Annotated in this window: 21 protein-coding genes and 1 tRNA gene; 8 read left to right on the top strand and 14 right to left on the bottom strand. The window is 68.1% G+C overall.

The window, feature by feature from the left end; translation table 11 throughout:
- Positions 1 to 87 precede the first annotated feature (87 nt).
- On the bottom strand, positions 88 to 543 hold the full coding sequence (gene dksA / locus CKO33_RS10250) for an RNA polymerase-binding protein DksA (protein ID WP_200182147.1): 456 nt from the start codon (positions 541 to 543) through the stop codon (positions 88 to 90).
- A gap of 186 nt (positions 544 to 729) precedes the next feature.
- Here dksA and CKO33_RS10245 point away from each other — a divergent pair, with 186 nt between their 5' ends.
- Positions 730 to 1494: an HAD family hydrolase gene (locus tag CKO33_RS10245; RefSeq protein ID WP_200182146.1), complete on the top strand. Its 765-nt coding sequence runs from the start codon at positions 730 to 732 to the stop codon at positions 1492 to 1494.
- Between the two features lie 16 nt (positions 1495 to 1510).
- Here the strand turns inward: CKO33_RS10245 and xseA are convergent, their stop codons facing one another.
- Positions 1511 to 2875, bottom strand: coding sequence for an exodeoxyribonuclease VII large subunit (gene xseA, locus CKO33_RS10240; RefSeq protein ID WP_200182145.1), 1365 nt, complete (start codon positions 2873 to 2875; stop codon positions 1511 to 1513).
- Between the two features lie 116 nt (positions 2876 to 2991).
- Here xseA and guaB point away from each other — a divergent pair, with 116 nt between their 5' ends.
- Positions 2992 to 4455 carry an IMP dehydrogenase gene (guaB, locus tag CKO33_RS10235; RefSeq protein ID WP_200182144.1) on the top strand — a complete coding sequence of 488 codons (1464 nt, stop codon included), beginning with the start codon at positions 2992 to 2994 and terminating at the stop codon, positions 4453 to 4455.
- 4 nt (positions 4456 to 4459) lie between these two features.
- Positions 4460 to 6037: a glutamine-hydrolyzing GMP synthase gene (gene guaA, locus CKO33_RS10230; RefSeq protein ID WP_200182143.1), complete on the top strand. Its 1578-nt coding sequence runs from the start codon at positions 4460 to 4462 to the stop codon at positions 6035 to 6037.
- 3 nt (positions 6038 to 6040) lie between these two features.
- Here guaA and CKO33_RS10225 read toward each other — a convergent pair whose 3' ends face one another.
- Positions 6041 to 6904, bottom strand: coding sequence for an HDOD domain-containing protein (locus tag CKO33_RS10225; protein ID WP_200182142.1), 864 nt, complete (start codon positions 6902 to 6904; stop codon positions 6041 to 6043).
- A 92-nt stretch (positions 6905 to 6996) separates the two neighbouring features.
- Here CKO33_RS10225 and tadA point away from each other — a divergent pair, with 92 nt between their 5' ends.
- Positions 6997 to 7476, top strand: a complete 480-nt coding sequence (gene tadA, locus CKO33_RS10220; RefSeq protein ID WP_200182148.1) for a tRNA adenosine(34) deaminase TadA — start codon at positions 6997 to 6999, stop codon at positions 7474 to 7476.
- Here tadA and mltF read toward each other — a convergent pair.
- The gene (mltF, locus tag CKO33_RS10215) at positions 7471 to 8934 is read right to left on the bottom strand and encodes a membrane-bound lytic murein transglycosylase MltF (RefSeq protein ID WP_242472582.1); all 1464 of its coding nucleotides are present in this window, start codon (positions 8932 to 8934) and stop codon (positions 7471 to 7473) included. The two genes, tadA and mltF, sit on opposite strands and share 6 nt — an antisense overlap.
- A 117-nt stretch (positions 8935 to 9051) precedes the next feature.
- Between mltF and CKO33_RS10210 the strand changes: the two genes are divergently transcribed.
- Positions 9052 to 9141: transfer RNA gene (locus tag CKO33_RS10210), tRNA-Ser, on the top strand.
- Positions 9142 to 9306: 165 nt separating this feature from the next.
- Here CKO33_RS10210 and CKO33_RS10205 read toward each other — a convergent pair.
- The 9 genes from CKO33_RS10205 to CKO33_RS10165 all read right to left on the bottom strand — a co-directional run bounded on the left by CKO33_RS10205 (position 9307) and on the right by CKO33_RS10165 (position 18024).
- Entirely contained in the window at positions 9307 to 10374 is a 1068-nt protein-coding gene (locus tag CKO33_RS10205) for an AcrVA2 family anti-CRISPR protein (RefSeq protein WP_200182139.1), read from the bottom strand.
- A 134-nt stretch (positions 10375 to 10508) separates the two neighbouring features.
- Positions 10509 to 10811, bottom strand: a complete 303-nt coding sequence (gene cowN, locus CKO33_RS10200) for a N(2)-fixation sustaining protein CowN (protein WP_200182137.1) — start codon at positions 10809 to 10811, stop codon at positions 10509 to 10511.
- A 179-nt stretch (positions 10812 to 10990) separates the two neighbouring features.
- Entirely contained in the window at positions 10991 to 11101 is a 111-nt protein-coding gene (locus tag CKO33_RS13960) for a hypothetical protein (RefSeq protein WP_200182135.1), read from the bottom strand.
- Between the two features lie 81 nt (positions 11102 to 11182).
- On the bottom strand, positions 11183 to 11518 hold the full coding sequence (locus tag CKO33_RS10190) for a toxin-antitoxin system HicB family antitoxin (RefSeq protein ID WP_200182133.1): 336 nt from the start codon (positions 11516 to 11518) through the stop codon (positions 11183 to 11185).
- Positions 11515 to 11769 carry a type II toxin-antitoxin system HicA family toxin gene (locus tag CKO33_RS10185; RefSeq protein WP_200182131.1) on the bottom strand — a complete coding sequence of 85 codons (255 nt, stop codon included), beginning with the start codon at positions 11767 to 11769 and terminating at the stop codon, positions 11515 to 11517. The genes CKO33_RS10190 and CKO33_RS10185 overlap by 4 nt, the downstream gene beginning before the upstream one ends.
- A 352-nt stretch (positions 11770 to 12121) precedes the next feature.
- Complete coding sequence (locus tag CKO33_RS10180) at positions 12122 to 13045, bottom strand: DUF808 domain-containing protein (RefSeq protein WP_200182130.1); 924 nt, start codon at positions 13043 to 13045, stop codon at positions 12122 to 12124.
- 140 nt (positions 13046 to 13185) lie between these two features.
- Positions 13186 to 15951, bottom strand: a complete 2766-nt coding sequence (locus tag CKO33_RS10175) for a valine--tRNA ligase (protein WP_200182129.1) — start codon at positions 15949 to 15951, stop codon at positions 13186 to 13188.
- Between the two features lie 85 nt (positions 15952 to 16036).
- Complete coding sequence (locus tag CKO33_RS10170) at positions 16037 to 16456, bottom strand: DNA polymerase III subunit chi (protein WP_200182126.1); 420 nt, start codon at positions 16454 to 16456, stop codon at positions 16037 to 16039.
- Between the two features lie 74 nt (positions 16457 to 16530).
- Entirely contained in the window at positions 16531 to 18024 is a 1494-nt protein-coding gene (locus CKO33_RS10165) for a leucyl aminopeptidase (protein ID WP_200182123.1), read from the bottom strand.
- Positions 18025 to 18112: 88 nt separating this feature from the next.
- On the opposite strand from CKO33_RS10165, the gene lptF reads away from it, so the two are divergent.
- Both lptF and lptG read left to right on the top strand, forming a co-directional pair.
- Complete coding sequence (gene lptF, locus CKO33_RS10160) at positions 18113 to 19219, top strand: LPS export ABC transporter permease LptF (protein WP_200182121.1); 1107 nt, start codon at positions 18113 to 18115, stop codon at positions 19217 to 19219.
- Entirely contained in the window at positions 19216 to 20277 is a 1062-nt protein-coding gene (gene lptG / locus CKO33_RS10155) for an LPS export ABC transporter permease LptG (RefSeq protein ID WP_200182119.1), read from the top strand. The genes lptF and lptG overlap by 4 nt, the downstream gene beginning before the upstream one ends.
- A gap of 4 nt (positions 20278 to 20281) precedes the next feature.
- Here the strand turns inward: lptG and CKO33_RS10150 are convergent, their stop codons facing one another.
- Complete coding sequence (locus tag CKO33_RS10150; protein ID WP_200182117.1) at positions 20282 to 20803, bottom strand: RDD family protein; 522 nt, start codon at positions 20801 to 20803, stop codon at positions 20282 to 20284.
- Between the two features lie 156 nt (positions 20804 to 20959).
- On the opposite strand from CKO33_RS10150, the gene CKO33_RS10145 reads away from it, so the two are divergent.
- Entirely contained in the window at positions 20960 to 21334 is a 375-nt protein-coding gene (locus CKO33_RS10145; RefSeq protein WP_200182115.1) for a PilZ domain-containing protein, read from the top strand.
- The last annotated feature ends 57 nt before the right edge of the window (positions 21335 to 21391 follow it).

The raw sequence follows: 21391 nt of genomic DNA, 5'->3' as shown, positions 1-21391 counted from the left end.
GGGCTGAGGTTCCCCCTTGGCCCCCGGGACGCGGGGCGCCGAAGGGACGCCGTGGGGGGTGGGTGGGGCGTGGCCGGAGGGGGGCCATCAGGCCATCTGCTTTTCCTTGATCTCCTGCAGGGTCTTGCAGTCGATGCACAGCGTCGCCGTGGGCCGGGCCTCCAGACGGCGGATGCCGATCTCCACGCCGCAGGCCTCGCAGTAACCGTAGTCGCCGTTGTCGATGTCGTTCAGGGCCTCGTCGATCTTGCGGATGAGCTTGCGTTCCCGGTCCCGGGTGCGCAGTTCCAGACTGAATTCCTCCTCCTGGCTGGCCCGGTCCGAGGGATCGGCGAAGTTGGCGGCGTCCTCCTTCATATGGCCCATGGTACGGTCCACCTCTTCCATGAGCTGTTGCTTCCAGGCCTGGAGGATCCTGCGGAAGTGCTCCCTCTGTTCCTTGTTCATGTACTCCTCCCCCTCCTCGGGCTGGTAGGGGGGGATCCCGTCTTCGGGCCGGGACAGCTTGCCGCTGCTCTCCGGCGTCTGCTTGCTGGGGGCCATGGCTTCGACCACTCCTGATTGTCCAAAGGGCGAGTCTAAATACCAGAGAATCCGGCGGGGCGCAACTTACGCCCGCCCATCGTTGCCTGGGGGTGCGGGTTCCCGCCGGGGTCCGCCTCTCGGATTCCCGCGCGGAAGATAGTAGTCTCCCCGCAGACCCCTTTGAATCACCGGAGGAATGGCGCGATGGCTTCACTGCAGGCCCTGATCTGGGATGTGGACGGGACCCTGGCGGATACCGAACGGCACGGACACCGGGAGGCCTTCAACGCCGCCTTCCGCGACATGGGCCTGGACTGGCACTGGCCCGAGGACCTCTACGGTGAACTGCTGGAGGTGACCGGTGGCAAGGAGCGCATCCGCCACTACCTGCGCCTGCACCGGCCGGACTTCACCCCGCCGGGGGATCTGGAGCGTTTCGTGGCGGAGATGCACACCCGCAAGACGGCCCATTTCGTCTCCCTGCTGGAGCGGGGCCGCATCCCCCTGCGTCCGGGGGTGGAGCGGGTGCTGCGCCAGGCGCGGGAGGCGGGGCTGCCCCTGGCCATCGCCACCACCACCTCGCCGGCCAACGTGGAGACCCTGCTGGAGGCCAACCTGGGGCGGGAGGCCCTGGACTGGTTCCGGGTCATCGGCGCCGGGGATGTGGTGCCCCGCAAGAAGCCGGCCCCGGATATCTATCATTACGTCCTGGAACACCTGGGCCTGCCGCCCGGGGCGTGTCTGGCCATCGAGGATTCGCGCCAGGGCCTGACGGCGGCACGGGAGGCGGGTATGCCCGTCCTGGTGACGGTGAATGCCTACACCGCCGGGGACCCCCTGGACGGGGCCCTGGCGGTGCTGGACCGGCTGGGGACGCCGGAGCGCCCCTGCCGCGCCCTGCACGGTCCGGCCCCGGAATCCGGGATGGTGGATCTGGACTGGCTGCGGGCCCTGACGGCCCAGGCCTGACCCCTGGCAGGGGAGGTCATTGCGGATCGTCCCCGCCACCCTCCACGCGGCAGTCCAGGTGCCCCCGGGCCAGGCGGGCCTGCAGCCGGGTGCCGGGCGGGGCCTGCCGGGCCGAGCGCACCACCTCGCCCGCCGGGGTCAGGAGGATGCTGTAGCCCCGCCCCAGGGTGGCCAGGGGGCTGACGGCATGAAGGCTGCGGGCCTGCACCGCCACGCGGTGCCCCAGCCGTTCCAGGTGCAGGTCCATGGCCCGCTGCAGACGCCCGGACAGGTGATCGCGGTGCTGCCCCAGGGCCTGGATGCGTGATCGGGGCGAGGCCCGCAGCAGGCGCAGACCCAGCCCCTGCAGACGTTCCCCCTGACTGCGCAGGGTGCGCCCCATGGCGCCGTGCAATCGCTGTTCCAGTTCGTCCAGGCGCTGTCCCCGCTCCTGCAGGCGGCGTTCCGGATGCTGCCGGCCCAGTCGCCTCTCCAGCTCCAGCAGACGCCGGTGGCCGGCCTCCATGCGGCGCTGGAAGCGCATCTGCAGCAGGGCCTCCAGGCGGTTCACCCGCTGCAGCAGGGCGCCCCCGTCGGGGCTTGCCAGCTCGGCGGCGGCGGAGGGGGTGGCGGCGCGCAGGTCGGCGGCAAAATCGGCGATGGTCACGTCCGTCTCGTGGCCCACCCCGGTGACCACCGGCACGGGACAGGCGCGGATGGCCCGGGCCACAGCCTCCTCGTTGAAGGCCCACAGATCCTCCAGGGAGCCCCCGCCCCGGGCCAGGATGAGCACGTCGCAGTCCCCGCGCCGGCCGGCCTGCTCCAGGGCGCGGACGATGCGCGGGGCCGCCTCCGTGCCCTGCACCGGCACCGGGTGCACCAGCACCGGCAGGGCGGGGCAGCGGCGGCGCAGCACCGAGAGGATGTCCCGGATGGCCGCCCCGGTGGGGGAGGTGATGACCCCCACCCGCCGCGGGAAGGGGGGCAGGGGGCGCTTGCTGTCGGCGTCGAACAGCCCCTCGGCCTGCAGCCGGCGGCGCAGCGCCTCGAAGGCGCGGCGCAGGGCGCCGTCCCCCGCCTCCTCCAGGTGCTCGATGATGAGCTGGTAGTCCCCGCGGGGTGCGTACAGGCTCACCCGCGCCCGGGCCAGCACCTGCATGCCGTTGTCCGGACGAAAGCCCAGCAGCCGGGCGCGGTTGCGGAAGAGGGCGCAGCGCACCTGGGCATCGGCGTCCTTGAGGGAGAAATAGAGGTGTCCCGAGGCGGGTCGGGCCAGATTGGACAGCTCCCCCTCCACCCGCACCAGGGGGAATCCCCCCTCCAGGTGATCCCGCACCGCCTCATTGAGCTGGGATACGGTGAACACCCCGCGTCCGGCGGCGGTCGTGTCGTCGCCGTTCATCGCCCGGTCTCCCCCGGCCGCGCCCCGGGGTCGTTTAGTGCACTACTCAGGTTTACCGCCCCGGGGCGCCTCTTTATAATTGGAAGATTAACCAACGCGTCCCTCCGAGATTGATCATGCGTATCGTTCAGGAAGCCCTTACCTTCGATGATGTCCTGCTGCTGCCGTCCCACTCCGCCGTGATGCCCCGGGACGTGGATCTGCGCACCCGCTTCACCCGGGAGATCGATCTGAACATCCCCGTGGTGTCCGCCGCCATGGATACCGTCACCGAGGCCCGCCTGGCCATCGCCATCGCCCAGGAGGGGGGCATCGGCATCGTGCACAAGAACATGAGCATCCAGGCCCAGGCGCATCAGGTGCGGGTGGTCAAGAAGTATGAGAGCGGGGTCATCGTCGATCCCATCACCGTCTCCCCCGACACCAGCATCCGCGAGGTCCTGGCCATCACCCGGGCCAACGACATCTCCGGCGTGCCGGTGGTGCGCGGCGAGGATCTGGAGGGCATCGTCACCAGCCGCGACCTGCGCTTCGAGAGCCGCATGGACGCCCCCGTCTCCCAGATCATGACCCCCCGGGAGCGCCTCGTCACGGTGCAGGAGGGGGCCAGCCGGGAGGAGGTGCAGGCCCTGCTGCATGAGCACCGCATCGAGAAGGTGCTGGTGGTGAACGACCGCTTCCAGCTGCGGGGCATGATCACGGTCAAGGATATCCAGAAGTCCACCGACTTTCCAAATGCCGCCAAGGACAGCCAGGGCCGCCTGCGGGTGGGCGCGGCCGTGGGCGTGGGCGAGGGCACCGAGGAGCGCTGCGCCGCCCTGGCGGAGGCCGGGGTGGACGTGATCGTGGTGGACACGGCCCACGGCCATTCCCAGGGGGTGCTGGACCGGGTGGCCTGGGTGAAGAAGCACTTCCCCGAGGTGCAGGTGGTGGGCGGCAACATCGCCACCGGTGAGGCGGCCCGGGCCCTGGTGGAGGCCGGGGCGGACGCGGTGAAGGTGGGCATCGGCCCCGGTTCCATCTGCACCACGCGCATCGTGGCCGGTGTGGGGGTGCCCCAGATCACCGCCATCGACAACGTGCGCCAGGCCCTGGAGGGGACCGGCGTGCCGCTCATCGCCGACGGCGGCGTGCGTTTCTCCGGGGATTTCGCCAAGGCCATGGCGGCCGGGGCCCATTCCGTCATGCTGGGCAGCCTCTTCGCCGGCACCGAGGAGGCCCCGGGCGAGGTGGAGCTCTACCAGGGGCGCTCCTACAAGTCCTACCGGGGCATGGGTTCCCTGGGGGCCATGCAGCAGGGTTCCTCCGACCGCTACTTCCAGGAGGAGGACAGCGACCGGGCCGACAAGCTGGTGCCCGAGGGGATCGAGGGCCGGGTGCCCTACAAGGGCAGCATCGTCGCCATCATCCACCAGCTGGTGGGCGGCCTGCGCTCCTCCATGGGCTATGTGGGCTGCCGCAACATCGAGGAGATGCGCACGCGTCCCGGCTTCGTGCGGGTGACCAACGCGGGCATGCGCGAGAGTCACGTCCATGACGTGGCCATCACCAAGGAAGCCCCCAACTACCGCATGGACTGAACCCATGAGCACCGACATCCACGCCCACCGCATCCTCATCATCGACTTCGGTTCCCAGTACACCCAGCTCATCGCCCGCCGGGTGCGGGATTGCGGGGTCTATTCCGAGGTCCACCCCTGGGACATGGACGCGGCCGCCATTCGCGACTTTTGCCCCAGCGGCATCATCCTCTCCGGCGGCCCCGAATCGGTGAACGAGAGCGACCCGCCGGGGGCCGCCCAGACCCTCTTCGAACTGGGCGTGCCCGTGCTGGGGATCTGCTACGGCATGCAGACCATGGCCGCCCAGCTGGGCGGGCGCGTGGAGGCGGCGGATCACCGCGAGTTCGGCTACGCCCGGGTGCGCGCCCGGGGCCACACCCGGCTGCTGCGGGACATCGAGGACCACACCACCCCCGAGGGGGAGGGTATGCTGGATGTGTGGATGTCCCACGGCGACCGTGTCTGCGAGATGCCGCCGGGCTTTTGTGTCATGGCCTCCACCGACGCCGCCCCCGTGGCCGGCATGGCCGACGAGGAACGGGCCTTCTACGGCGTGCAGTTCCATCCGGAGGTGACCCACACCACCCAGGGCCAGCGCATCCTGTCCCGTTTCGTGCACGACATCTGCGGCTGCGAGCACCTGTGGACCCCGGGCAACATCATCGAGGACATGACCGCCCGGGTGCGCCAGCAGGTGGGTGAGGATCACGTGGTCCTGGGGCTCTCCGGGGGGGTGGACTCCTCCGTGGTGGGGGCCCTGCTGCACAAGGCCATCGGCGATCAGCTCACCTGCGTGTTCGTGGACACCGGCCTGCTGCGTCACCAGGAAGGGGACCAGGTGATGGCCACCTTCGCCCGGCACATGGGGGTACGAGTGATCCGCGTGGACGCCGAGGACCGGTTCCTGAAGGCCCTGGAGGGGGTGACCGATCCGGAGGAGAAGCGCCGCATCATCGGCCGCCTGTTCGTGGAGGTCTTCGACGAGGAGGCCGGACGGCTCACCAACGCCCGCTGGCTGGCCCAGGGCACCATCTATCCGGATGTCATCGAGTCCGCCGGCTCCAGCACGGGCAAGGCCCATGTCATCAAGTCCCACCACAACGTGGGCGGCCTGCCGGAGACCATGCAGCTGGGGCTGGTGGAGCCCCTGCGGGAGCTGTTCAAGGACGAGGTGCGGCGCATCGGGGTGGAACTGGGCCTGCCCTCGGAGATGGTCTACCGCCATCCCTTCCCCGGGCCGGGGCTGGGGGTGCGCATCCTCGGTGAGGTGAAGAAGGAATACGCCGACCTGCTGCGCCGGGCCGATCACATCTTCATCGAGGAACTGCGCCGCGACGGTCTCTACGACCAGGTCTCCCAGGCCTTCGCCGTGTTCCTGCCGGTGCGGTCGGTGGGGGTGATGGGGGACGGCCGCCGCTACGACTACGTGGTGGCCCTGCGCGCGGTGGAGACCATCGACTTCATGACCGCCCGCTGGGCACACCTGCCCTATGAATTCCTGGACCGGGTGTCGCGGCGCATCATCAACGAGATCCCGGGGATCTCCCGCGTCACCTACGACATCTCCGGCAAGCCGCCGGCCACCATCGAGTGGGAATGACGGCTACACGAAGACCCGGCTGACCTGCTCCAGGGCGGCCTGGTCCTCGTCCCAGTGCAGGGTCGGGTCCTCGGGGGTGCAGCCCAGCCGGCGCAGGGCCGGCACCCGGGTGCGGTCCACGCTGGCGAGGCGGTGGCGGGTGGCCTGGTAGCTCTCGATGTTGGCCGCCTGCACGATGTCCACGTAGTCCACCGGGGCCCCTTCCCCCGGATCCCGGTCCAGGTTTTCGTGTTCGGCGGCCACGGCCACCAGGGGCTCCTCGAAGTTCCAGGCCCGCAGCACGGCCCGGCCCACGGTCATGTGCAGCGTGCCGGTGATCAGGTTCAGGTGCTTTTCGTTCTCCACGAGGACGTCGATGTCCTTGGCCTTGATGAGGATAGGGATCACCCCCACGTCGTGCACCAGCCCCGCCAGCAGGGCCACTTCCGGGTCCAGGTGGCGGTGGGGGCGGGCCAGCAGGGTGCTGAGCAGGGCCACCTCCACACTGTGGTTCCACAGGGTCTCCATGCGGCTGCGGATGCCCCGGTGGCCGGTGTTGAATACATCCTTCATCGCCAGCGAGAGGATCAGGTGTTTGGTCTTCTCCAGGCCCAGGCGGGTGACGGCCGATTTGATGGTGGAACAACGGGCATAGCCGCGATAGGCGGGGCTGTTGGCATAGCGCACCAGGCGCGTGGCCATGGCCGTGTCGCGGGCCACCAGCGAGGTGACCTCATCGATGGAGCTTTCCTCGCGGTTGATGGTGAACAGGGCCTGGACGGAGATGTCCGGCAGGGTGGGGATATAGATCCCGTTGTTTCGCAGATCGTCGCGCAGATCGGAGATGAAGGTATCGACGATCTCGCGGGGTTGAAGATTTCTTTTCACGGGGCTGAAGGCATGGTGATCTGGAATCAGTATGGCATACCGGGCCCGCAACGAGGGCACATCCGTTGAGCATCGAGCCCCGGGGGGGCCACGTGGACCCGTCGGTGGCGACCGCTGCCGATGACCGGCATTGGATGGCCCGGGCGCTGGAACGGGCCCGCCAGTCCGCCGCCGAGGGGGAGGTGCCCGTGGGTGCGGTGATCGTGCGCGACGGGCGGATCCTGGGGGAGGGGCGTAATCGCCCCATTGCCCTGGCCGATCCCACCGCCCACGCCGAGATCCTGGCCCTGCGGGCGGCCGGACGCGCCGAGGGCAACTACCGCCTGCCCGGCAGCACCCTCTACGTCACCCTGGAGCCGTGCGGCATGTGCCTTGGCGCCATGGTGCACGCCCGGGTGGGGCGCCTGGTCTTCGGGGCCGGGGATCCCAAGACCGGGGCCGTGGGCGGCTGCGTGGACCTGACCGATCTGCCCATCCACAACCACCGCATCGCCGTCCAGGGGGGGGTTATGGCCGGGGACTGCGGCTCCCTGCTGCGGGACTTCTTCCGTGCCCGCCGCGCCCGTTCATAGGGTCGGCGGCAGGATCTCCAGCAGGGCCGCCCCTTTGGCCCGTTCCCGCCCCGGCCGGGCAGGGGTTCCATCCCGGCCGGGGCGGGCGAACCAGCTGAGGATGTCATAAAAGCCGCGGATGTTCTGCACATACTGCACCGGCTCCCAGCCCCGGGCATAGCCGTGGCGCGTGTCCTGATACCACTGGCGCTGGCTGAGCAGCGGCAGGTGTTCCATGACGTCGATCCAGCGATCCGGATCCTTGCCCTGGGCCTCGGTGATGCGCCTTGCATCCTCCAGGTGCCCCAGCCCCACGTTGTAGGCCGCCAGGGCCATCCAGGTGCGGTCCGGTTCGCGGATGTCCTCCGGCAGGCGCCGGCGCAGGCTCAGGAAATATTCCGTCCCCCCCATGACCGAGGAGCGGGGATCGGTGCGGTCCGATATGCCCACCTGTCCCGCCGTGGCCCGGGTAAGCATCATCAGGCCGCGTACCCCCGTGCGCGAGACCGCCCCCGGATTCCAGTGGGATTCCTGGTAACTGATGGCCGCCAGCAGGCGCCAGTCCACCCCATAGTGTCGTCCGGCCTCCCGGAACAGGGGTTCCAACTCCGGCAGACGTTCCCGCACCCGCTGCATGAAGGTGAGCAGCCCCGGATAGTCCAGTACATCCACGTGGCCGAAGTGGCGCTCCCGGATCTGCTGCAGGCGGCCGTTGGCCGCCAGGCGTTCGAAGAAGCGCTCCGTCGCTTCCAGCAGGGAGGTGTCCCGGCCCGGGGGGAAGGCCCAGGCGATGAAGCGGGGCTCGGAGAGCTCCATGGCCACCCGCAGCTCCGGGAAGAACCGCCGCACCGAGGCCAGTTCCTTGGAATCGGCCACGGTCAACTCCAATTTCCCTTCGGCCACGCGGCGCAGCAGTTCATCCGGGCTCACGTCCGGTACCGACTTCCAGTCCAGCCAGGGATGCTGCCGCGCCAATCGGCGCAATGTCTCCTCATGGCTGCTGCCGGCCACCACCGCGATGCGCATGCCCCGCAGGTCCTCGACGGACTCCGGCCGTGACGCCCCGTTGCGGTAGACCAGTTCCTCGGTCACCTGTTGATAATGGGGCCCGAAACGCACCCGCCCCAGCCGCTCCCGGGTGACACTGATGCCCGCAGCCGCCAGATCCACCCGCCCGCTCCCCGTCAGGGAGAGGATGGCCTCGAAGCGATCCGGAACCACCCAGCGCACCTTCACCCCCAGATGATTGGCGAAGGCCTTCACCAGGTCGTGCTCGAAGCCGCTGCCCCCTTCCCCTGAGGGCTGGAAGGTGGTGGTGCCGATGCGCGTGGCCACCACCAGTTCACCCCGGTGCTTCACCCGCTCCAGGTGGGTCATGGGCCGGATGAGCACGAACATCAGCGTGATCGCCAGCACCAGGAAGAAGGCCAGGATCTCGAGGCGCTGGATTACGGTCGGAGGCGGTCGTCGGCGTTTCAAGGGCTTAAAACGATGCTGGTTCTGGTCTATAATGCCAGACTTCCCCAGCCAAGGCATGGCCCATCACGGCACGCCCCCACCACCGGGCTTGCAACGGGGAAGAACAGCAAGACCCCAGGAGAGGTGCCGGAGCGGTCGAACGGGGCGGTCTCGAAAACCGTTGTACGCGCAAGCGTACCGAGGGTTCGAATCCCTCCCTCTCCGCCAGATACTCAAGCGACTCATTTGGTTGGAATCAGGATGGGTATCCGTCCGCCCATGTGATCGACGGCCTTGAAATGCTCGTGGCCCATCCTACTGGCCCGACAGGAAACGCCCCGGTGGCTTCGGCTCCCGGGGCTTTTTCGTTGGGGCTGGGGTGACGGGTGGCCCTCATTCGCCCGGCTTGCTGTCCACTTCGTACAGGTGCTTTCCCTTCACCGGGGCGCCCTGGTCGCCCTTCACGATGGTGGGCTGAATCCAGACCAGCCGGTGTTGCCTTCGCTCCGGGCCGTGGGCCTGGTTTCGCCAGTGTCCGCGCCTCCAGTGCGGGGAAACCTCGCCGCCGCCACGAACAGCCGCCGCACCCTGGATGGAATCCCCAAGGAACTGGATTCGTCGGAAGCCTTGGGCCTTGGCCTTGCTCAGCACGCGGTCCCTTTGTTTGCTGCTGGTGGCGCTGGCGTACTTGCGGGCTATGGTCTTTGGGGTGTCGTCGGAGAATCGTTCGTTGACCTCCCGGTGTGGTGAGCCCAGGTAGCAAAGCGCGTTCATCAGAAGGCGCGTCGCGGCCGGGAAGGCGGGCTCCCATTGGGTGTAGACCTCCCGCAGGTGATCCACGCGACTGAAGTCCCGCTGGGCGTCTTGGATGGACTGGCCGACAGTCATTCCCGGTTCGCCACCCAAGACAAACTCCAGTTGTTCATCGGCGGCCATGAACTGCGCGACGGGCAACGGCTCTGCATAGTCCAAACCTGGATCCGCAGCCGTGAAACAGATCATCAGGACTTCCCCGTCTTGCACGTAGGCGCCGTCGATGTAGCGGCCCCGGCTCGGTAGCTGTAAGCCATCTACCTGGCCGAAGTGCAGGTAGAACGCATCGAAGGGCAGTCGCAACTGGTCGACGGCTATCTGGTCCACGTCGGTCTTGGTGAACATGTCAGCCAGGGCGGGCTGAATATGGAAGATGTTTTCGCCGTGGGCCAGGTAGGACTGGTACGCGCCGAAGGTCATTTCCTGGTGCTGCCCCCATTGGTCCGGGTCTGCCGGCACGGTGGGTTGCGGGTCAGCCTCAATCAGCCGGCGGGCTACTTCCCCGAAAACTGTACTTGCCAGCAGGCCACCAAGTTCTTCGCGGTCGCCGCCGCTATGCCCATAGAACTGGTCGGCGGTCATCTCGAAGGCCGGCCGCATGTGCTTGGCGTAACGGACCGGGTGGTACTGGAATGTTGGTTTCCCCATGCGTCCCCCTGGTGTTTTTCTGATTCTCGTTCTGGGGCCAGTCTAGCAACCATTGCGCCCCCTTCGGCCATGAATTGGGGCTGGCGCTGGTCTTTACACTCAACGCCGAACCCGGATTGGGCTATCGGCACCCCTCAGCAGCAGGCCTCCTCCACCCAGTCCAGCAGGGCCAGGGCGTCCTGGTCGTCGCAGTCCTCGAACAGTTCCCGGATGGTGTTCACGTGGGCGTGGATCAGGAAGAGGTCATCGGGGGCGGGGCCCGAGGCGGGTTGGCGTTTGCCCAGGAAGTAGTCCCAGAAGGGGGACCCCCGGTCCGGGGCGGCGGTGAGATGCTGGATCCGCTCCATGACGCGGCGGGCGTTGCCGTCGCAGTCCAGGTCCTTGAAGCTGATGTAGCGGGCTTGGATGGCGTCGGGATCGAGGTCGGGCCGGCTCACGGTGGGGCTCCTGGGTGCAGGGTTTCGCAAGAAAATGCAAGGAGTGGGCCAGTTTGCGGTGAGCGCCCAACTGACTGAATGTTAAAGGTCTTTCTGGTCGGTGGGGGCAGGGGATTGTGGGGAAGGCGACAGGGATCGTGGGGGGATGGGCTCCCCCAGGGTCCCCGTACGTGCTCACCTCATAGCCGCCGGATCTTCTCCAGCTGGCCCTCCAATTCCCGCAGGCTGGCGGTGCGTTCCGCCACGCGGGCCCGTTCCTTGTCCACCACCTGGGCCGGGGCCTGTGCCACGCAACTGGGGTGGTCCCGGCGGCCCCGGCATGGGACTTGTGCCCTGGATGACTGCACTTGTGATCCCAGCGCGCTGCGCTCTCAGGCGGAAAGTTCGTGCTCGATGGCGCTGGCCACGAATTGGTTGAGGCTCTGCCCCCGGGCCATGGCGGCGTCGGCGGCATGTTCATGCAACTCCGCGGGCAGGCGCACCAGGAACTTTCCGGAGTAGGATTTGGTGGGTTCAATGCCGCGCTCTCGGCACTCGTCCAGGAAGACGCGCAGCGAGGCCCGGCCTTCCTCGCGCAGTTCGGCCACGCTGTCGGCATAGAAGTCGGCGCCGCCGTTCAGGCCGGTGAACTCGCCGCGGAACATCTCGATATCCGGGTCGTACTGGATGACGGCGCGATAGCCGTCGATGATCATGATGTTGTTCACGGTGTTTCTCCGTTTTCCTCCAGCCAGTTGCGAATGCTGACCACCGCGCCTTTGTCGGTATCTCGAGAGGGGTGGGGCCGGTGGAACACACGCACTTCGCCAAAGAGCACGACAGCGATACGCGAGCCTTCCCGTTCCTGAATGTCAGCGCCCAACGCCCTTAGCATCGATTCGATGTCGCTCCAGGGAATGGAGCCCGGTGTGGGGCGGCTGAAGATGGCGGCCAGCGTTTTGGCGTGCCTTCTTTTCATACCATTTTGATACTATATTCCAGTATCAAAGGCAAGGCGAAACGAAGCTCCATCAGGCGGGAGATACATACTGATTCCACCACGGCATGGCCGCAATGACTGGGGAACGAACCCCAGCATGGGGCGTGTGCCCTGGATGACTGCACTTGTGATACCAGCGCGCTGCGCTCTCAGGCGGAAAGTTCCTGCTTTGATGGCGCTGGCCACGTATGGACTGAGGTGCTGTCCCCGGGCCATGGCGGCGTCGGCGGCCAGTTCATGCCGCTCCGTGGGGCGCATCTGCGCTCTGCCTGCCTTATTAAGCGTTTGGGTTATCGTTTGAATTCAAGGGGTTGAATTCAGGGCACGCGGCTCAGGCCCCTCTGAACCGTTTGACACCCTCCACCACGGCCAGCACCAGCGCCCCGGCCACCAGGCCCACCGCGGCGTTGGCCGCGCCCACGGCGGTAATACCGAAAAGGCCATCCAGGCCATGGGTGAGATCCTCGATCCGGTGGTGCAGGAAGGGGAGGCCGTGGACCAGGATGCCACCCCCCACCAGGAACATGGCGGCCATGCCCACCACCGATACCAGCCGCATGATCTTGGGGGCGATGTAGAGGATCCCCTCTCCCATCTTCTGCTTGAACCGCCCCCAGGGGGGCTCCCCGGAACGTCGCATCAGGGCCAGGCCGGCATCGTCGAATTTCACGATGCCCGCCACCAGGCCGTAGACCCCGATGGTGGCCGCCAGGGCAACCAGGGAGACCACCAGGGTCTGGGTCCCGATGCCGGCATCCTGGGTCGCCCCCAGGGCGATGACGATGATCTCCGCGGAGAGGATGAAGTCGGTACGGATGGCGCCGCGGATCTGTTCGCCCTCGGCGGCGCGCATGTCCACCGATGCGTCCCGGGCCGCCCGGGTCAGTTCCTGGTGGTGGGCCTCGTCTTCCTCGGCGTCGTGCAGCCATTTGTGGCTGATCTTCTCGAAGCCCTCGAAGCAGAGGAACAGGCCCCCGGCCATCAGCAGGGGCGTGATCAGCCAGGGGATGAAGGCGCTGATCAGTAATGCCGCCGGCACCAGCATCAGCTTGTTGAGAAGCGAACCCTTGGCCACCGCCCAGACCACCGGCAGCTCGCGTTGGGCTTGTACACCGCTGACCTGCTGGGCATTGAGGGCCAGGTCGTCCCCCAGCACCCCGGCGGTGTTCTTGGCGGCGACCTTGGAGTAGACGGCCACGTCGTCCAGCAGGGTGGCGATGTCGTCCAGCAGTGCAAGAAGTCCGGCGGCGGCCATGGGCAGTATCCTTCCGAATCGGTCTTGCGGGCCATCATGGCCCACGGGGTGTACAGTCCGATATGGGTCAAGGGGCGGGTGGCGCACGCTGGCCACCCCTTTTGCTGTCCTCCAGGCGGTGGGGTTCGATCCGGCTCACCTCACAGTCGCCGGATCTTCTCCAGCTGGCCTTCCAGTTCCCGCAGGCTGGCGGTGAGTTCCGCCACGCGGGCGCGTTCCTTGTCCACCACCTCGGCGGGGGCCCGTTCCACGAAGCTGGGGTTGTCCAGGCGTCCCCGGCACTGGTCCAGGTTCTTCTGCGCCTTGGCCACCTCCTTTTCCAGGCGGGCGATCTCGGCGTCCTTGTCGATGAGCCCCGCCAGGGGGATGAGCAGGCGCATCTCCCCCACCAGGGCCAGGGCGGATTCGGGTTCCTCGTCGCCCGCATCCAGCCAGGTGATGGATTCCGGTTTGCCGAGGAAGTCGATGAAGCCCCGGTTGGCCTCGAGACGGGCCTGGTCGTTGGCGCTCCACTGGCTGAGGACCACGGGCACGGGCCGCCCCGGGGGGATGTCCATCTCGGCACGGATGCGGCGCATGCCCAGGATGAACTGCTTGACCCATTCGATCTCCCGCTCCGCGGCGGCGTCCTGCAGGGCCGGCTCCGCCGCGGGGTAGGGCCGGTGCATGACGGTCTCGCCGTTGCAGCCGGCCAGGGGGGCCACCTGGCGCCAGATGGCCTCGGTGATGAAGGGCACGATGGGATGCAGGAGGCGCAGCAGGGTTTCCAGCACCTGCACCAGGGTGTGGCGCGTGCCGCGGCGGGCGGCCTCGCTGCTGGCCTCGCCGGTGAGCACCGGCTTGCTCAGTTCCAGGTACCAGTCGCAGTAGTCGTGCCAGGTGAAGTCGTACAGGGCGCGGGCGGCCAGGTCGAAGCGGTAGCTGTCCAGGTGGCGCCGGGTCTCGGTGATGACCGTCTGCAGGCGGGAGCGGATCCAGCGGTCCGCCAGGGAGAATTCCATCCCGCCGCCGTCCAGGCCGGTGTCCCGGCCTTCGGTGTTCATGAGCACGTAGCGGGCGGCGTTCCAGAGCTTATTGCAGAAGTTGCGGTAGCCCTCGATGCGCCCCAGGTCGAACTTGATGTCCCGGCCGCTGGTGGCCAGGGCCGCCAGGGTGAAGCGCAGGGCGTCGGTGCCGAAGGCGGGGATGCCGTCGGGGAACTGCTTCTTGGTGGCCTTGGCGATACGCTTTTCCATCTGCGGCTGCATCAGGCCGTGGGTGCGCTTGGCCAGCAGGTCCTCCAGGGTGATGCCGTCGATGAGGTCGATGGGGTCCAGGACGTTGCCCTTGGATTTGGACATCTTCTGGCCCTCGGCGTCCCGGATCAGGCCGGTGACATAGACCTCGCGGAAGGGGACGTCGTCCATGAACTTCAGGCCCATCATGATCATGCGGGCCACCCAGAAGAAGATGATGTCAAAGCCGGTGACCAGCACCGAGGTGGGGTAGAAGGTGTCCAGTTCCGGGGTCTTTTCCGGCCAGCCCAGGGTGGAGAAGGGCCACAGGGCGGAGCTGAACCAGGTGTCCAGCACGTCCGGGTCCCGGGTCAGGTGCACGCCCGGCTCCAGGTTGTACTTGCGCCGCGCCTCGTCCTCGTCCCGGGCCACGTAGAGGTTGCCGGCGTCGTCGTACCAGGCGGGGATGCGATGGCCCCACCAGATCTGGCGGGAGATGCACCAGTCCTCGATGTTGCGCATCCATTCGAAATAGGTCTTGCTCCAGTTCTCCGGCACGAAGCGGATGCGCCCATCCTCCACCGCCTGGATGGCGGGGCCGGCCAGGGGGGCGGCCTTGACGTACCACTGGTCGGTGAGAAAGGGCTCGATGACGGCACCGCTGCGGTCCCCCCGGGGCACCATGAGCTTGTGGTCGTCGATGCGTTCCAGCAGGCCCTGGGCGTCCAGGTCGGCGACGATGCGCTCCCGGGCCTCGAAGCGGTCCAGCCCCCGGTAGGCCTCAGGGGCCTCGTCGTTGAGCCGGGCATCGATGGTGAAGAGGTTGATCATGGGCAGCTCGTGGCGGCTGCCCACGGCGTAGTCGTTGAAGTCGTGGGCCGGGGTGATCTTGACGCAGCCGGAGCCGAATTCCGGGTCCACGTAGTCGTCGGCGATCACCGGGATGCGCCGGCCGGTGAGGGGGAGTTCCACCTCCTGGCCGATGAGGTGGCGGTAGCGCTCGTCCTCCGGGTGCACCGCCACGGCGGTGTCCCCCAGCATGGTCTCGGGGCGGGTGGTGGCCACCACCAGATGGCCGGAGCCGTCGGCCAGGGGATAGCGCATGTGCCAGAGCTTGCCCTGCTCCTCCTCGGAGAGCACCTCCAGATCGGAGACGGCGGTGTGCAGCACCGGGTCCCAGTTCACCAGGCGCTTGCCGCGATAGATGATCCCCTCGTCATACAGGCGCACGAAGACCTCGGTCACCGCACGGGACAGGCCCTCGTCCATGGTGAAACGCTCCCGGCTCCAGTCCACGGAGGTGCCCAGGCGGCGCATCTGCTGCTGGATCTGATGGCCGGACTGCCCCCGCCACTCCCACACCTTCTCCAGAAAACCCTCGCGCCCCAGCTCGTGACGGCTGCGCCCCTCCCGGGCCAGCTGGCGTTCCACCACCATCTGGGTGGCGATGCCCGCGTGGTCGGTGCCCCCCTGCCAGAGGGTGTTGTCGCCGCACATGCGGTGGTAGCGCACCAGGGTGTCCATGAGGGTGTCCTGGAAGGCGTGGCCCATGTGCAGGGTGCCGGTGACATTGGGCGGCGGCAGCAGGATGCAGTAGGGGTTTCCTTCCCCCGCGGGCGCGAACCAGCCGCGGTCCTCCCATTCCTGATAGATGGATTGCTCGATGGCGCGGGGGTCGTAGGTCTTTTGCATGGGTTCGTGGTATCGAATGGGGGCGAAAGTGGCGGATTATACTAATCTTTTTCGGTATATCTGCCCAGCAGGGCCGGTTCCGGGATCAGAGTTTGTGGTGGTGCATCTCGCAGCCCCGTTCCCGGTAGGCACGGAAGCGTTCGCGACCGGGGTCGCGCACCTGGGGGTCGTCGTTGATCACCTCCGCCACCCGCTCCAGATCCCCGGGGAGTTCGGGGGCGGGGTGGGCCAGATTCACCAGCACCCGGGCGGAGGGTGGGAGTGGTTCGTCGTGGCCGAGGGTCACCGGCAGCGAGGGATCCTCCGGGGCGATGCCGTGGGGGATGAAGGCATCGTCCCGGAAGGTCCACAGCAGTTCGTCCAGGAAGCGGGACTCCCCGGCGGAGGCGGTGCGCACGTGTACCCGGTGACCGAGGCCGTAGGCCTTGTGCACCAGGCGGCAGACGGTGAGCAGGCGCTGGCGCGGATCGTCCCCCGGGATGACGTAGAAGTCGACGCGGGGCATGGATCAGGCCGCGCCACGGGCGTGGGGCCCGTGACCGCGGGCAGGGGCCCGAAGCGGGGCGCCGGCGGGCATGGTCAGTCCCCCAGGCGGTTGAACAGGAACTGCATCACCAGCGGCACCGGGCGGCCGGTGGCCCCTTTCTCCTTGCCGCTCTTCCAGGCCACGCCGGCGATGTCCAGGTGGGCCCATTTGTATTTCCTGGTGAAGCGGGAGAGGAAGCAGGCGGCGGTGATGGTGCCGGCGGGACGGCCGCCGATATTGGCCATATCGGCGAAGTTGCTCTTGAGCTGTTCCTGGTATTCGTCCCACAGGGGCAGCTCCCAGGCCCGGTCCAGGGTCTCCTGGCCGGCGCTGAGCAATTCCTGCACCAGGGTGGTGTCGTTGCCCAGCACGGCGCTGGCCTGGTGCCCCAGGGCGATGATGCAGGCCCCGGTGAGGGTGGCCATGTCCACCACCGCCGCCGGTTCCAGGCGCTCCACGTAGGTGAGGGCGTCGCAGAGCACCAGGCGGCCCTCGGCGTCGGTGTTGAGGATCTCCACGGTCTGGCCGGAGAGGGTCTTGATGATGTCCCCGGGGCGGGTGGCGCGGCCGTCGGGCATGTTCTCGGCGGCGGCGATGACCCCCACCACGTTCATGGGCAGCTGGAGTTCGGCGCAGGCCTTCATGACCCCCAGCACGGCGGCGGCGCCGCCCATGTCGTATTTCATCTCGTCCATGGCCTCACCGGGCTTGAGGGAGATACCGCCGCTGTCGAAGGTGATGCCCTTGCCCACCAGCACCACGGGCTTGTCCCCCTTGTCGCCGCCCCGGTGCTGCAGGATGATGAACCGCGGGGGCTGTTCCGAGCCCCGGCCCACGGCCAGCAGGGCCCCCATGCCCTCCTTCTCCATGGCCTCCTCGTCCAGCACCTCCAGCTTGAGGTCCTTGCTGGCCTTCTTCAGGGCCTTGGCCTCTTCCGCCAGGTGCACGGGGGTGCAGACGTTGCCCGGGCGGTTGGCCAGGTCCCGGGTCAGGCCCATGCCGGCGGCGGTGGCCCGGGCGCGGGCCACCGCCCGCTCCCCGGGGGCCACCTGGTCTTCGTCACCGGCCTCCAGGATCATCTGCTTGAGGGCGGGTCGGGGCCGTTTCTTGCCCGTGCGGAACTCGTCGAAGCGGTAGAGCCCGTCCTCCACGGCAAGCACCGTCTGGAAGGCCTTCCAGGGGAGATCGCGGCCCTTCACCGGCAGCTCCGTGAGGGTGTTGTGCACGCGCTCGGCGCCGCTTTGCAGCAGGGCCCGGGTCATGGCGGCGGTGGCCTCGCGGAAGGGGGCCTCGCCGAATTCCTTCTCCTTGCCCAGGCCCACCAGCAGGACCCTTTCGGCCACCGTGCCGGGGAGGTGGTGCAGCCAGAGGGTCTGACCCCGTTCCCCGTCCATGTCGCCGCGCTTGAGCAGGGCGGTGAGGGCGCCGTCGGTGGCCCGGTCCACGGCCTTGGCGGCGGCGGAGAGCTTGCGTCGCTCGAATACGCCCGCGACGATGCAGGGGCTGGGCTGGGTGCCGGGAATGCCGCTTTGGACTGAGAATTCCATGCCGTTCCTCGATCGCTGTCGGTGACGGCTCAGTTTAGAGAAAATACCCCCTTTCCACCAATACAGACCACGCGGCGGAGACCCCGAGGTGACCTTGAAGGTTCTGGACCGATACCTGATGCGGGAGATGCTGGCCACCCAGGGGGCGGTGATCCTGGTGCTCGTGCTCATCATCCTGGGGGGGATGCTGGCGCGTCTGCTGCAGGAGGTGACCGAGGGGCGCATCCCGGCGGACGTGCTGCCGCCGATCCTGCTGCTGGGCACCCTCAATGCCCTCATCCTGCTGCTGCCGGTGTCCCTGTTCCTGGCGGTGATGCTCACCCTGGGGCGGCTGTACAAGGACAGCGAGATGGCCGCCCTCATGGCCTGCGGCGTGGGCTATGGCGGGCTCTACCGCCCGGTGCTGCTGGTGAGCCTGCCGCTGGCCGGGGTCCTGTTGGCTCTGTCCCTCACCGTGGGGCCCTGGAGCAAGCTCCAGGTGGACGAGATCCGCGCCGAATCAGCGCAGCGTTCCGACCTGGTGGGGGTGACCCCGGGGCGCTTCCTGGAGACGGGCATCGGCGGCACGGTGTTCTTCGTGGAGTCCTTCTCCGGGGACCGGGAGGTGATGCACAACGTCTTCATCCAGCGCCGCCAAGAGGGGGAGACCCAGGTGATGGTGGCCCGCAGCGCCCGTCAGGAGGTGGATGCGGTGAGCGGTCAGCGCTTCCTCGTGCTCAAGGATGGATTCCGCTACGACGGCAGCCCCGGGGATCGTGATTTTCGCATCATCCGTTTCGCCACCCACGGGGTGCGCATGCCGGACCCCGGCGCGGCGCGGGTGCGCAACCGCACGGATAACGTGCCCACGGCCCGGCTCTGGGGGAGCGGGCGCGTGGATTACCGTGCCGAACTGCAGTGGCGCCTGTCGGTGCCGGTGTCCCTGCTGCTGCTGGCGCTACTGGCCCCGCCCCTGGCCCATACCGCGCCGCGCAAGGGGCGTTTTGCCCGCCTCGCCCTGGGGGTGGGGGTGTATGTGGTCTATGCCCAGATGCAGATCCTGGCCAAGGAGTGGTTCGCCGACGGCCAGTTGCCCGCCTGGCTGGGGATGTGGTGGGTGCACCTGGCGGTGGCCCTGCTGGCCGTGGTCCTGCTGATGCAGCGCCAGGGGGTGTTCCGGCCCCGGGGGCGGACGCGCCGGGAGGCGGTGGCATGAGGATCCTGCGTCTGTATCTCATCCGCCAGGTCATCGGCGGCACCCTGCTGGCCCTGGTGGTGCTCACCGCCCTGGACGTGGGCTTCGCCTTCGTCGGTGAGATCGAGGACGTGGGGGAGGGCAGCTATGGCTGGGTGCAGGCCCTGGTGTTCACCGCCCTGACCATCCCCGGGCGGGTGTATGAACTCTTCCCCACCGGCGTGCTCATCGGCGCCCTGCTGAGCCTGGGGACCCTGGCGGAGAACAGCGAACTCACGGCCATGCGCGCCGCCGGCCTGCCGGTGCGCCGCATCGCCGGGGCCGTGCTGCAGGCCGGGGGGGTGCTCATGGTGGTGGCCCTGCTGCTGGGGGAGGTGGTGGCCCCGGCCAGCGAGCGCCAGGCCCAGGGCATGCGCACCTTCGCCCATTCCGAGCGCATCCAGGTGGGGGGCACCGGGCTCTGGGCCCGGGAGGGGAACGACTATCTCAACGTGCAGGTGATCATGCCCGGACTGCGGCTGCATGACATCCGCGTCTACCGTTTCGACGGGGACCGTCACCTGACCGAGATGGTCCAGGCCCGCTCGGCCCGCTACACCGGGGGGCAATGGCTGATGCAGGACGTCACCCGCAGCCGCATCTCCCTGGAGGGGGTGGCGGTGGAACGCGCCGCCGAGGAATCCTGGGAGCGGCTGCTGGCCCCGGAGTTGTTCGACGTGGTGGTGGTGGAGCCGCAGCAGATGTCCGCCTGGACCCTGTGGCGCTACATCACCTATCTGCGGGACAACAGCCTGGACGCCGCACCGTATGAGCTGGCCTTCTGGAGCCGCTTCACCACACCCCTCTCCAGCCTGGTGATGCTGCTGCTGGCGCTGCCCTTCGTCTTCGGCTCCCTGCGCTCGGGGGGGGCGGGGCAGCGGCTGTTCATCGGCATCCTGGTGGGGGTGGGCTTCCATCTGCTCAACCGCATGCTCAACCACATGGGTCTGGTCTACGGGCTTCCCCCCCTGGTAAGCGCGGCGCTGCCCATGCTGCTGTTCCTGGCGGTTGCCGTGGCGGCCCTGCGCCGGGTGCGCTAGGCCTTCAGATCCCCCCCGAGCGGTCGGGTCCCAGGCGGATCAGGCGGGTGCCGGAGAGCAGGTCGTGGAGCATGAGCTTCTGCGGATGCAGCAGCGTCCAGGCCAGGCCCGCCAGCACCACCGCGGCCACGCCGGCCGCCATGGGCCCGTTGCCCCCGCTCCAGAGCCGGAGCCCCCAGAGGACCAGCACCCACTGGGCCAGGCCCGTGCCGAACCGGGCCAGGGACTGCAGCCAGGTGACCCGGCCGCCGGAGCGGGATACCAGGCGCATGCGCCAGGTCTGCATGGGCAGGCTGATGCCGCCGTGGGTCCAGAACCAGCCGTAGTAGAGGAAGGCCGACAGGGCCACCAGGAAGACATAGGCGGGATACCAGGGATGTTCCGGGGTGATGCCCCCGAAGATGCTCACCACCAGGGTGACCAGCAGCAGCACGGCCAGGACCATGATGCCATCGTAGACGATGCAGCCCAGGCGGCGCAGCAGGCCCACGGGGGCGGGATGGGGGGCAGGGGCGGAGTCGTTCATGGGACAATCAGGCAATGGGGAAGGCCCGTATTATAGGCCCCGGCACCAGGCCGCGGCCAAGGGTCCGCCGTCCCCGCCTGACACCCGCGGCGGATGGGGCCTATACTGGACCTGCCGGCGCACCGCCGGGTGGGTCTCAGCAACGGGAGCCAGGCCATGAGCATGGAAAACGAGGGCAGGCGTCACTTTCACCGCGTCCGTTTCGACGGCCGTGCCTTTCTCACCTTCGAGAGCGGCGACGAGTTGCCGGTGGAACTGATGGACCTTTCTCTCCAGGGGGCCCTGGTGCGCACGGCGGATCCGCTGCCCGAGGACCGCCACACCGCCTACGGCTATCTGCGGGTGCCCCTGAACCCCGATTTCCACATCCTGCTCATGGTCCAGGTGGTGCGCATGGATGGCCACGACCTGGGGCTGCGGGTGACCCAGATGGATCTGGAGAGCGCGCAGCACCTGCGCCGCATCGTGGAGTTGAACCTGGGGGACCCGGAACTGCTCAACCGCGATCTGGCGGCCCTGGTGAACACATGATGCGCAGGGCGGCCATGGCGATGAAACCGTGCCCCGGGGTCCGGGGTCCAATCCGGG

Origin of the sequence: Ectothiorhodospira mobilis, assembly GCF_016584115.1 — a bacterium.
Classification (GTDB): Bacteria; Pseudomonadota; Gammaproteobacteria; order Ectothiorhodospirales; family Ectothiorhodospiraceae; genus Ectothiorhodospira; species Ectothiorhodospira mobilis.
This window is presented reverse-complemented; position numbering and strand designations above follow the sequence as displayed.

What these genes read in the sequence shown, in the direction of transcription:
- dksA (WP_200182147.1), bottom strand. Translation starts at nt 543, where the DNA reads ATGGCCCCCAGCAAGCAGACGCCGGAGAGCAGCGGCAAGCTGTCCCGG.
- CKO33_RS10245 (WP_200182146.1), top strand. Translation starts at nt 730, where the DNA reads ATGGCTTCACTGCAGGCCCTGATCTGGGATGTGGACGGGACCCTGGCG.
- xseA (WP_200182145.1), bottom strand. Translation starts at nt 2,875, where the DNA reads ATGAACGGCGACGACACGACCGCCGCCGGACGCGGGGTGTTCACCGTA.
- guaB (WP_200182144.1), top strand. Translation starts at nt 2,992, where the DNA reads ATGCGTATCGTTCAGGAAGCCCTTACCTTCGATGATGTCCTGCTGCTG.
- guaA (WP_200182143.1), top strand. Translation starts at nt 4,460, where the DNA reads ATGAGCACCGACATCCACGCCCACCGCATCCTCATCATCGACTTCGGT.
- CKO33_RS10205 (WP_200182139.1), bottom strand. Translation starts at nt 10,374, where the DNA reads ATGGGGAAACCAACATTCCAGTACCACCCGGTCCGTTACGCCAAGCAC.
- CKO33_RS10185 (WP_200182131.1), bottom strand. Translation starts at nt 11,769, where the DNA reads ATGAAAAGAAGGCACGCCAAAACGCTGGCCGCCATCTTCAGCCGCCCC.
- CKO33_RS10180 (WP_200182130.1), bottom strand. Translation starts at nt 13,045, where the DNA reads ATGGCCGCCGCCGGACTTCTTGCACTGCTGGACGACATCGCCACCCTG.
- CKO33_RS10175 (WP_200182129.1), bottom strand. Translation starts at nt 15,951, where the DNA reads ATGCAAAAGACCTACGACCCCCGCGCCATCGAGCAATCCATCTATCAG.
- CKO33_RS10170 (WP_200182126.1), bottom strand. Translation starts at nt 16,456, where the DNA reads ATGCCCCGCGTCGACTTCTACGTCATCCCGGGGGACGATCCGCGCCAG.
- CKO33_RS10165 (WP_200182123.1), bottom strand. Translation starts at nt 18,024, where the DNA reads ATGGAATTCTCAGTCCAAAGCGGCATTCCCGGCACCCAGCCCAGCCCC.
- lptG (WP_200182119.1), top strand. Translation starts at nt 19,216, where the DNA reads ATGAGGATCCTGCGTCTGTATCTCATCCGCCAGGTCATCGGCGGCACC.
- CKO33_RS10150 (WP_200182117.1), bottom strand. Translation starts at nt 20,803, where the DNA reads ATGAACGACTCCGCCCCTGCCCCCCATCCCGCCCCCGTGGGCCTGCTG.
- CKO33_RS10145 (WP_200182115.1), top strand. Translation starts at nt 20,960, where the DNA reads ATGAGCATGGAAAACGAGGGCAGGCGTCACTTTCACCGCGTCCGTTTC.